Source organism: Vibrio sp. OPT41 (genome assembly GCF_015163595.1).
GTDB classification, from domain to species: domain Bacteria; phylum Pseudomonadota; class Gammaproteobacteria; order Enterobacterales; family Vibrionaceae; genus Vibrio; species Vibrio alginolyticus.
Map to the genome: position 1 here is coordinate 83,513 of NZ_JADDYH010000015.1, position 8,312 is coordinate 91,824.

Here is an 8,312-nt window from a genome sequence, read left to right on the forward strand (position 1 = left end):
CCTCAATTTAAAAGACGCCACAAGCTCGCTCGTGTTCGCTAAATCCTGCACCAGACCAGAGGGATGTATTGAAATTGGCGACCAACAAGAGTCAATTAGTAACTTTGGTCCTTGGTCATTCTTCTTTGCACAAGCCAATGCAAACCCAGCTGCTGTCATACCCGCCATTCAAGCGACACAAGCACAAATGGCTATGGGCAGTTCCGCAGCTGTCGCCGGTTCCCCAGAGCAAATGCAGCAAACCCAAACCGCAGCGATGCATTTAGATAAACTGGCCGGCACATTGAAAGACAAAATCGTCGAGGGCTACCGCTGGCAGGTCGAGGGCATTGGCGCTTTGTTTGCCATGCAGCAAAGCTTGTTTGGCGATAACACCCAATACACAGACCAAGATTTACGCCAAGTGACCACGGCGCAAAGCCGCGTTCGTGTCCACATTACCGAGCCCCAAGATGGCGAGTTTTATCCGCAAGTACAGGGTTATCATGTAGATGACACACGAATCCCCATCAAATATGTGAAACAGGGGAACAATGGTCAGTTGTCCGTTGCGATTGAAGAGAACGGACCAACCATCTATTGGACACCAGAAGAAAACGGTGAAGCAAGTTGGCAAACTACCCCCGATCATAGTGATGGGTTTGAAAAAGACGATATACTGGTCACGCCAATCCACTCGGATAGCGATGCGAACGTCACCGTTACGCCTGCGCCTGAAGAGAAAGACTGGCGTGATGCGATCTTAGTATTCCCTGAAAGCTCAGGCATTGCTCCGCTCTATGTGGTTTATAACAAACCGAATAGCGATATTAAGTACATTCCAGCCCCGAAGGGGAGCCCACCGTTACCCGCTTTCCCTGATGCAATTAAAGCAAAGAAAAAAACGTCAGTACAAGGTGGAGGGAAACTGAGAGAGCGGTGGAAAGATAAAAAAGGACGAATCTACGAGTGGGATTCTCAGCATGGAAAAGTCGAGATTTATACGAAAAATGGTAAACATATCGGCGAGTTTGATCACATATCGGGAGAGCAAACAAAAGAAGCAGACCCGGCTAGAAAGGTAGAGAAATAATGAAAATTGTTATTGAAAAGTTCGACAAACAGACTGAGTTACTCGTTTCAGAGTTAGCTATTGAACAAGAACACCTCGATGGAATTGCTCAAGTATTAGGGTTAAAAGAAGATGATATTCAGTTCCTAACAAGTGGGGCTGGCGGATTTGATATTAGTGACGCGCAAGCTTTAGACATAGAGAAGTTGATTGATAAATACTTCTATGATCCAGAGTATGATTATCAGTTAGGTACTGCCGACTAAATATGAGAAAACCTCGGCTCCGATGAATCTATCACAAATAGTACAAAACAATAGGCATTTACATTTAGATCCTGACTTAACTATTCACATTGACAGTACATGGAATCCTGAATCCCATATTTTATTTTGCACAGAGCCAGAGAATGGAGGCTTACCGAAGGGGTATGACTACTTCTTAGAGGTATTTATACTGCAAGAATTACTTGAAGGTGTCCCTGAAATCACCGTCGAGCGAATCATCAAATATGCTCAAGTTAATGCTTAATATCAGCTCAAAACTCTCTTGTGACACTTTCAAAGCGGACATTTACTACTGTTGCTGAGATACATAAGGTTCAATAATATGAAGCTTGTAATTAAAGATGCCTTACAAGACTACACCGAGGCGGAATTCTATCGCTTCTTAGAAGAATTTCTCGAAGATACCGACACTAACGACTTAGATGATGAAGCTTATGACTTGCATATATCAAATCTATCCGCTCATTTTTCAGAGTTAGTATCTCACCGTGATGGTAATGCTCTGATCTTCCACCCTTCCCCAGGTAGGGAGGACTCTCCTGACGGTGTTATTTTAGAAATAAAAGAGTGGTGCGCTAAGCAAGGAGAACCTTGCTTCAAAGAGTAAAAAGTAAAAGGCGTCACGATGACGCCTTTTCTTATTCACACGACTCAATCTGTTCTAAAAACCGCTCAAAATCCTCTTGTGTCAGAACCTTATGGCTGCTCTCGATGAACTCAATATTTTGTCCATTGCGATTGAAGATAACGTACCAACCATCAATTGGACGCCAGAAAAAACGGTGAAGCAAGTTGGCAAACTCCCGATTCAAGTCAATTTATACCTGCGAACCTTAAATGGACGATGGATGGCAAAGCTCCTCGAGCAAGGTTTAAGGATACCGTTGGGGGAAGACGTTCTTTCTAAATGCACCATGTTGAATAAATACAACATGGTGGTTCTGTGTACGATGTTGACAACTTAAGAGCCCCCCGCAATACAACACGAGGATTAACAACGAATAGCATTAGAAGAATGGATTACTTTTAGTAAGGCAAAACCCAATAAACAGGATATGAATGAGTATTTACTCTGTCTTATAATGGGGCAAAAGCGTGTTTTGGGTTTTAGCAACAAGAGTCAGTATCACTTACACTGACTCGATATTGAGGTAGCGTTACTTGGTCGAGGATTTGCTTGGCTTTAAGCCGGGAGTGTTTCCTGGAGTTTTTTTGTTGTCACGTCGACGTTGATCTGGCTTGCCGGTCGACTTGGCTATTGGTTTTGGCCCTGGTTTCAAACCCATGATTTGATCCTTTTTATTTAACGAGGTTATTCCTCGTTGTATAATCTTTGGGCAGTGTTGATGGCTTTCAAGATGTGTATGAAAAACAATCTAAAAATATCCCCAATATTTCTTGTTAGTAACTCATGTTTTGATGCGTTTTAAAATGTACTGCGACAAGTTGGAGGCACAAGATGGATAGAATTACCTCAGGTCCACGACGGCTTAGTGTTGAAGAGATACAAGAACTTCGTCGCGATATGGAAGAATCTTCAATTTGGGCCAAAGCCGAACTAAAACGCCGACGAGACGCAAAAAATCAAAAAAATTCTGCGCATGGTATAGATGATGGTATCGAGAAAGGTGGCATTTCTAACTAGCTGTTATTTAGATGTATTTTGTGCTCGTTGATCTTCGAGTGGGAATAATTTTCCTCTAGACAGTTGAGTTTATAAGAACCAGCCTTCGGGCTGGTTTTTTTGTACTTCAAGTTTGTGAAGAGGAGGCCCAACTTTTTCGTGAGAGATATATACGTGCGGTTAAATTAAATATATATTCATTTTAATTGTTTAATTATCATAAATGGTATTGCTATGGAACAGGCTGACGTTACCTCTCTCATTCCCATCCTTATTACTCTTTTCCTCGCGCTGACCACAAGAAATGTCGTTGTTGGTTTATTCGCGGGTGTGGTGAGTGGTGTCGCTATGCTCGAAGGGACATTTGTCGAAAAAGGGCCACTAGACTCGTTTAGTGCATTGATGAAAAGCTATCTACTGCCGCAATTAACTGACAGCTACAATGCGGGCGTCATTTTGCTCTTGGTCTTTATTGGTGGCTTTGTTGCCTTGATGGAGAAATCTGGCGGTGGTGTGGCGTTTGCTAAAAAGGTTACTCAATGGGTTGCGAGTAAATGCCAAGCTCAACTGTCCGCATGGTTCGGTGGTGTGGTTATTTTCTTCTCAGACCTTGGTACACCACTGATTGTTGGCCCTGTTTTTCGCCCTTTATTTGATAAGTTAAAATTATCACGCCAAAAATTAGCTTTTATTATCGACTCTACTTCCTCTCCCGTCGCAATCTTGATCCCTTTTATCGGATGGGGCGTTTACATCATGGGATTGATTCAAAAAGAGTTTACTGCCCTGAATGTCAGTATGAGTGATTGGGATGCTTTCATTGGTGCGATCCCGTATCAGTTTTACGCCTTTCTTGCGATCGCGATTGTGCCGATTGTCTCTTTCTTCAAATTAGATTTCGGACCGATGGCGAAGGCTGAGCAACTAGCAGAGCAGGGCTCCGACTTTGGGAAAGTGCAGGAGTTCATGAATGTGTTTACGCATAAAAATGCAAAATCTAGTTTTGTATGGGCACCTTTGCTCGTTATGCTGGTGGTTCTATGTACCATCCTCGTGCCACACGGTTTTCCATTTCAAAAAGTGGCAGGATCAACGTTTAGGGCTGCACTTTCTTCTGCATATTTCTTCGCGGCCTTCACTTTAATTGCGCTGATGGCGTTTTATGGCGTAAGAAAGCTTTCGGATGGTATTCAGGTTTATCTGAAAGGGATGTCAAACATGATGTCAGTGGCGGTGATTCTGGTATTGGCTTGGGCGCTTAGCTCGGTTGGGAAAGAATTAGGTGCAGCTGCATACATTGCTGAACAAGCTCAAGCCGGTTTCCCTTACTGGTTATTGCCAGCGGTTGCGTTTTTACTGGCCGGTATTATCTCGTTCGCTACGGGATCATCTTGGGGGACGTTTGCCATCATGATGCCATTAGTGATCCCAACTGCCGTCGCGATTGATGCACCACTGTTGGTTTGTATTGGTGCGGTATTATCTGGTGGCTTGTTTGGCGATCACTGTTCTCCCATCTCTGAAACTACGATTTTGTCGTCGACAGGAGCGGGGTGTGAACAGTATGAGCACTTCCGTACACAATTACCTTACGCATTACTCAATGGAATGATCGCATTGGGGTGTTTTCTTTTAGCTGGAATCAACGCCTCACCAGTGATTGTGCTTGCCGCAATTATTTCTCAGTGTGTGGTTTATTTTGTGCTGTCTAAACAAAAGTCAACCGCGAAGCTAGAGGTGGTTTCGGCAGAACAATAAAGAGAGAAACATCACAAAGCGGAGGCTCACAGGGTCTCCGCTTTTCTTTTGAGTCAAGGTAACATTTTTCTTGTGACAAAATGTGTGTGAGGACCTATTTATTCATTTTGTCTCGCAGAATCAACGTACTTGGCTCGGTGTTTCGTATATATGATCCACTATATGTCTAGTTATTCCTCGTATATTGTATTGTTGAAATCCGGAGACTAGACATGTTTGCACTCAAACATCTTCCTCTTGCATTGAGTTGTGTCTTAGCAGCACAAGTGAATGCGAGTATGAATATTCAGCCCGATCCGCAAAATCCGAATGGTTATGTTATTGCTCGTGGTGACGTTCAAGCCGTAGAGCAAAGCAAAACTTCTGATCCTATGTATGCCATTTGGTCACAAGCATTAGAGACACGCCCGAACTCAGTGGTTGAAGCGATTGTTCCAGGGGCGACAACCAACCCAGAAAACGTGAAGCGTGTAGAGCGTGTATTCCCCGAAAGTGAGTGGGACTTCCTGACTCAAATGGCGGCACCTGAATACACTTACACGCGTTTCCTACGTGCAATTGGTAAGTTCCCTGCATTCTGTGGAGAGTACACAGACGGTCGTGATTCGGATGCAATTTGTAAAAAATCGATCGTGACAGCGTTTGCTCACTTTGCACAAGAAACCGGTGGCCATATTTCGATTGATAACGTATCGGATAATCCGCTAGGGTTGGAAGAGTGGCAGCAAGCTTTGGTTCATGTGCGAGAAATGGGATGGTCTGAAGGGCAAGAAGGTTACACAACAGGTTGTGGTCAAAATGACTGGCAAAACAAACGCTGGCCATGTGAGTCTGGACAAGGTTACTTTGGACGTGGTGCAAAGCAGCTTTCTTACCATTTTAACTATGGCGCGTTCTCTGAAGTGATGTTTGATGGCGATGCATCTGTATTGCTGAAAAATCCAGGCTTGGTTGCGGATTCGTGGCTGAACTTAGCATCGGCTATCTGGTTCTTCCTAACCCCACAAGCACCGAAACCTGCAATGCTACATGTGATTGACCGTACTTGGGTGCCTTCACAGCGTGAGCTTGATGCTGGCATTGGTTACGGCTTTGGTACCACCATCAACGTGATCAATGGTGGTATTGAGTGTGGAGAGCAAAACAAAGATAAAGGTCAACCTGTTAACCGTATTCGCTATTGGGAAGGACTTGCCGCTCATTATCAAATTCCAATTGAAGCCGATGAGACCAATACCTGTTGGCAGCAGACGCCTTACGGCAGCTTAAATCTGAATGGTGCGACAGACGTGTTGTACACCAACTGGGATGGGAACTGGAAATACTACTCAGATCGTCCGGGAGGCCACTCTTTTGAATGTGAACTTGTTGGTTTCCAAACGGCTTACTCTGCGCTAGTTGCGGGTGACTATGAGAAATGTGTAACTAACTTCTACCAATCTCATGCGGGTTGGCCAGAAGTTCGTGTAGTTGACAAGTTAGACCCAGTGGATCCGGTCGATCCGCCTGTAGGTGGTGTGGCAGCTTGGGATTCTGGCAAAGTATATAACACGGGTGATCAAGTTTCTTACCAAGGTGCTGTTTACGAAGCGAAATGGTGGTCACAAGGTAATGAGCCAACGAAAGGAGACCCGTGGAAGCTGGTTTCAGGCACTCCTACGGAGCCGCCTACAACGGAACCTGAACCACCGGTGACTGAGCCAGAGCCGCCCGTCACAGAACCTGAGCCGCCAGTAACCGAGCCAGAACCACCAGTGACAGGCAATTTTATTCAGTGGGAGCCGGGTGTAACGCAAGTCGCTAACGGCGATAAAGTGACGTACCAAAACAAATGTTTTGTTGCGAAAAATGGCCCAGGAGTGTGGGAAAGCCCAACGCAAAGCAACTGGTTCTGGGACGAGATTTCTTGTCAGTGATCGAGTAAAAAACAACCTAACCATCTATAAAGACTCTGCTTTTTTGCAGGGTCTTTTTTTATATATGTAGTGGTTTATTTATGGAATCTAAGTTTTCAATAACAGCTTTTCTCTTTTGTTCTGGAGCCCATTAAAATTCGCGCGCATTTTTTATCAACATTTTTGAAAAAAGGTATTTGTACATGTCGACAAAACTGGCTAACCCAGCACCGCTAGGTCTAATGGGTTTCGGTATGACCACTATTCTGCTCAATATTCATAATGCAGGATTTTTCCCAATTGACTCTATGATTCTAGCGATGGGCATCTTTTACGGTGGCCTTAGCCAAGTAATCGTTGGCATCATGTGTTTTAAACGCGGTGATACGTTCGGCACAACTGCGTTTACTTCTTACGGTCTATTTTGGCTAACATTGGTTGGTCTAATCGTAATGCCTCACATGGGGCTTCCTGCAAGCCCTGCAAGCTTTATGGGTTGGTACCTAGCGCTTTGGGGCATCTTCACTGGTTTCATGTTCATTGGTTCTCTATGTTACCCAACAGCGAAGCAAGTGGTATTTGGTTCTCTAACTATCCTGTTCTTCTTGCTTGCTGCTCGTGATTTCACTGGTAGCGAAGTGATCGGTGCTATCGCTGGCTTCGAGGGTATCTTCTGTGGCGCAAGTGCAATTTACTTCGCAATGGCACAAGTACTGAACAACGAATTTGGTCGTGAAGTGTTACCTGTAGGTAAAGCAAAAATCGCTCGTAAAGTTGAAGCGGTTATCGCCTAAGCTGCTACTCATAATGAAGAAAGGGGGATTAACCATTGGTTAATCCCCCTTTTTTATGTCCTCAATCGGACCACTGCTTTTTCTTATTTATGTGATAACGCTATGTTGATGGTTGCTCAACAGTTTCTGCGCTATTGCTGTCTGCCGTTGGTGCTTTACCCGTTTTACGTCGGTACTTATCTTCCCAGTAATCTGCGCCTTTAATGCCCAGTGCAACAGGGTTAAATGTAAAATCGGTCACACCACGTTTTTGTTGCTCTTCGTAGTCGTTCAGTGCTTTGAGTGCAGGCTTCGACATAAAGAAGATGATCAAAATACCGATGATGTTTAGCCACGCCATCAGTCCTACGCCTACATCACCCATCGCCCATGCTAAGTTGGCGGTTTTCACGGTTCCGTAGAACACGGATGAAATAATGATGACTTTCAGAATAAACATCAGTCCATTTACTTTGAACGTACGACGAATGTAAGCAATGTTCGTTTCTGCAATGTAGTAGTAAGCCAGAATGGTCGTAAACGCGAAGAAGAATAGAGCGATTGCGATGAATGGTTTACCCACGCCAGGTAGTGCGCTTTCGATCGCCATCTGTGTAAACACAGGACCATTTGCACCAATATCCGCTGGTAGGTTTTGAACCAGGAATGTACCTTCAATCGCACCATTTACGTTGTACGCGCCAGTGATAAGAATCATGAACGCGGTTGCTGAACACACAAGTAGTGTATCGATGTAAATAGAGAAAGATTGAACAAGACCTTGCTGAGCTGGGTGATCAACACTCGCTGCTGCTGCTGCGTGAGGACCAGTACCTTGACCTGCTTCGTTGGAGTAGACACCACGTTTTACACCCCAGCCGATTGCCGCACCAACGCCTGCCATTGGTGTGAACGCGTCACCAA

Annotated in this window: 9 protein-coding genes; 8 read left to right on the forward strand and 1 reads right to left on the reverse strand. The window is 44.6% G+C overall.

The genetic code is table 11. The annotated features are described in order from the left end of the window. The 8 genes from IQP38_RS08120 to IQP38_RS08155 form a co-directional block, all read left to right on the forward strand. Positions 1–1,072: S-type pyocin domain-containing protein (locus IQP38_RS08120; protein WP_193837481.1), on the forward strand; the 1,072-nt coding region annotated here is incomplete at its 5' end. Then, the gene (locus IQP38_RS08125) at positions 1,072–1,317 is read left to right on the forward strand and encodes a hypothetical protein (RefSeq protein WP_098415012.1); all 246 of its coding nucleotides are present in this window, start codon (positions 1,072–1,074) and stop codon (positions 1,315–1,317) included. The genes IQP38_RS08120 and IQP38_RS08125, both read left to right, overlap by 1 nt. A gap of 343 nt (positions 1,318–1,660) precedes the next feature. Next, positions 1,661–1,945: a bacteriocin immunity protein gene (locus IQP38_RS08130; protein ID WP_193837482.1), complete on the forward strand. Its 285-nt coding sequence runs from the start codon at positions 1,661–1,663 to the stop codon at positions 1,943–1,945. Between the two features lie 91 nt (positions 1,946–2,036). Beyond that, on the forward strand, positions 2,037–2,303 hold the full coding sequence (locus IQP38_RS08135; RefSeq protein WP_005477168.1) for a hypothetical protein: 267 nt from the start codon (positions 2,037–2,039) through the stop codon (positions 2,301–2,303). A gap of 494 nt (positions 2,304–2,797) precedes the next feature. Beyond that, the gene (locus IQP38_RS08140; protein ID WP_025594098.1) at positions 2,798–2,983 is read left to right on the forward strand and encodes a hypothetical protein; all 186 of its coding nucleotides are present in this window, start codon (positions 2,798–2,800) and stop codon (positions 2,981–2,983) included. Between the two features lie 213 nt (positions 2,984–3,196). Further along, positions 3,197–4,720 carry a Na+/H+ antiporter NhaC family protein gene (locus IQP38_RS08145; RefSeq protein ID WP_193837483.1) on the forward strand — a complete coding sequence of 508 codons (1,524 nt, stop codon included), beginning with the start codon at positions 3,197–3,199 and terminating at the stop codon, positions 4,718–4,720. Between the two features lie 212 nt (positions 4,721–4,932). Further along, a complete protein-coding gene (locus IQP38_RS08150; RefSeq protein ID WP_042521182.1) occupies positions 4,933–6,636 on the forward strand; it encodes a chitinase in 1,704 nt (567 codons plus the stop codon). Positions 6,637–6,818: 182 nt separating this feature from the next. Then, on the forward strand, positions 6,819–7,409 hold the full coding sequence (locus IQP38_RS08155; protein WP_005381682.1) for an acetate uptake transporter: 591 nt from the start codon (positions 6,819–6,821) through the stop codon (positions 7,407–7,409). Between the two features lie 100 nt (positions 7,410–7,509). Here the strand turns inward: IQP38_RS08155 and IQP38_RS26345 are convergent. After that, on the reverse strand, positions 7,510–8,312 hold an 803-nt coding region (locus IQP38_RS26345; RefSeq protein ID WP_228010026.1), incomplete at its 5' end, for an alanine:cation symporter family protein.

What these genes read in the sequence shown, in the direction of transcription:
- IQP38_RS08125 (WP_098415012.1), top strand. Translation starts at nt 1,072, where the DNA reads ATGAAAATTGTTATTGAAAAGTTCGACAAACAGACTGAGTTACTCGTT.
- IQP38_RS08130 (WP_193837482.1), top strand. Translation starts at nt 1,661, where the DNA reads ATGAAGCTTGTAATTAAAGATGCCTTACAAGACTACACCGAGGCGGAA.
- IQP38_RS08135 (WP_005477168.1), top strand. Translation starts at nt 2,037, where the DNA reads ATGGCTGCTCTCGATGAACTCAATATTTTGTCCATTGCGATTGAAGAT.
- IQP38_RS08140 (WP_025594098.1), top strand. Translation starts at nt 2,798, where the DNA reads ATGGATAGAATTACCTCAGGTCCACGACGGCTTAGTGTTGAAGAGATA.
- IQP38_RS08145 (WP_193837483.1), top strand. Translation starts at nt 3,197, where the DNA reads ATGGAACAGGCTGACGTTACCTCTCTCATTCCCATCCTTATTACTCTT.
- IQP38_RS08150 (WP_042521182.1), top strand. Translation starts at nt 4,933, where the DNA reads ATGTTTGCACTCAAACATCTTCCTCTTGCATTGAGTTGTGTCTTAGCA.
- IQP38_RS08155 (WP_005381682.1), top strand. Translation starts at nt 6,819, where the DNA reads ATGTCGACAAAACTGGCTAACCCAGCACCGCTAGGTCTAATGGGTTTC.